At 63.9% G+C, this 1,315-nt stretch carries 2 protein-coding genes; both read left to right on the top strand.

Annotated elements, in window-relative coordinates; translation table 11 throughout:
- Nucleotides 1–108 (top strand): hypothetical protein (locus AC1D2P_RS30685; RefSeq protein WP_477811771.1); only part of this gene is annotated, 108 nt, incomplete at its 5' end.
- 11 nt (nucleotides 109–119) lie between these two features.
- Nucleotides 120–1,315, top strand: a 1,196-nt coding sequence (locus AC1D2P_RS30680) for a biotin/lipoyl-containing protein (RefSeq protein WP_477811770.1), incomplete at its 3' end; no start/stop codon positions are given.

The following is a 1,315-nucleotide window of genomic DNA, read 5'->3' as shown; positions in this document are numbered from 1 at the left end:
GCCCTGGAAGCACTGGCTGACCGTGGTGACATCGAACCTAAGGTCGTGGCTGAAGCCATTGCCAAGTTCGGTATCAACCCGGAAAAACGCAACCCACTGGACTGCTGAGGAGAGATTCTGTGAGCGAACTCATTCGCGTACCTGACATCGGCAGCGGTGAAGGTGAAGTAATTGAACTGTTTGTGAAGGTCGGCGACCGTATCGAAGCCGACCAGAGCATCCTGACACTTGAGTCGGACAAGGCGAGCATGGAAGTGCCTGCGCCGAAGGCCGGTATCATCAAGAGCCTGAAAGTGAAGCTGGGCGATCGCCTGAAAGAAGGCGACGAACTGCTGGAGCTGGAAGTCGAAGGTGCCGCAGCCGCGGCCCCTGCGGCTGCCGCTGCACCAGCCGCCAAGGCTGAAGCCAAACCGGCTGCTGCGCCTGCCGCTGCTCCTGTTGCTGCGCCGGCTGCTGCCAGCGTTCAGCAAGTGCACGTGCCGGACATCGGTTCGGCGGGCAAGGCCCAGATCATCGAGATCCAGGTCAAGGTCGGCGACACCGTCGCAGCTGATCAATCGCTGATCACCCTGGAGTCCGACAAGGCGAGCATGGAAATCCCGTCGCCTGCCGCTGGCGTGGTCAAGGCCATCAGCGTCAAGCTCAACGACGAAGTCGGCACTGGCGACCTGATCCTGGATCTGGAAGTGGCGGGTGCCGCGGCACCGGCTGCTGCTCCAGCCCAGGCTGCCGCTCCAGCTGCTGCCGCTGCGCCTGCTCCTGCAGCAGCCCCGGCTGCACCGGTTGCCGACAGCATTCAGGACATCCACGTTCCGGACATCGGTTCGTCGGGCAAGGCCAAGATCATCGAAGTCCTGGTCAAGGCCGGCGACACCGTTGCAGCCGACCAGTCGCTGATCACCCTGGAATCCGACAAGGCGAGCATGGAAATCCCGTCGCCTGCCGCTGGCGTGGTGGAAAGCGTTTCCATCAAGCTCGATGACGAAGTCGGCACCGGCGACCTGATCCTCACGCTCAAAGTCAAAGGCGCTGCGCCTGCCGCTGCCCCGGCTCCGGCCGTTGCTGCACCGAGCGTTCCAGCTCCTGCCGCCGCACCGRCTGCTGCTCCGGTAGCTGCTGCACCTGCCGCTGCACCGGCCAAGCCAGGCGCCAAGGTTCACGCCGGCCCGGCTGTACGCCAACTGGCCCGTGAGTTCGGCGTCGAGCTGAACGCCGTCGGCGCCAGTGGCCCGCACGGTCGCATCCTGAAAGAAGACGTGCAGGTTTACGTCAAAGCCATGATGCAGAAGGCCAAGGAAGCACCGGCCGCTGCTGC

This window comes from Pseudomonas sp. P1_F1_2 (assembly GCF_056405815.1).
Note: the sequence above shows the minus strand (reverse complement) of the source record. Positions and strands in the feature narration are given on the sequence as shown.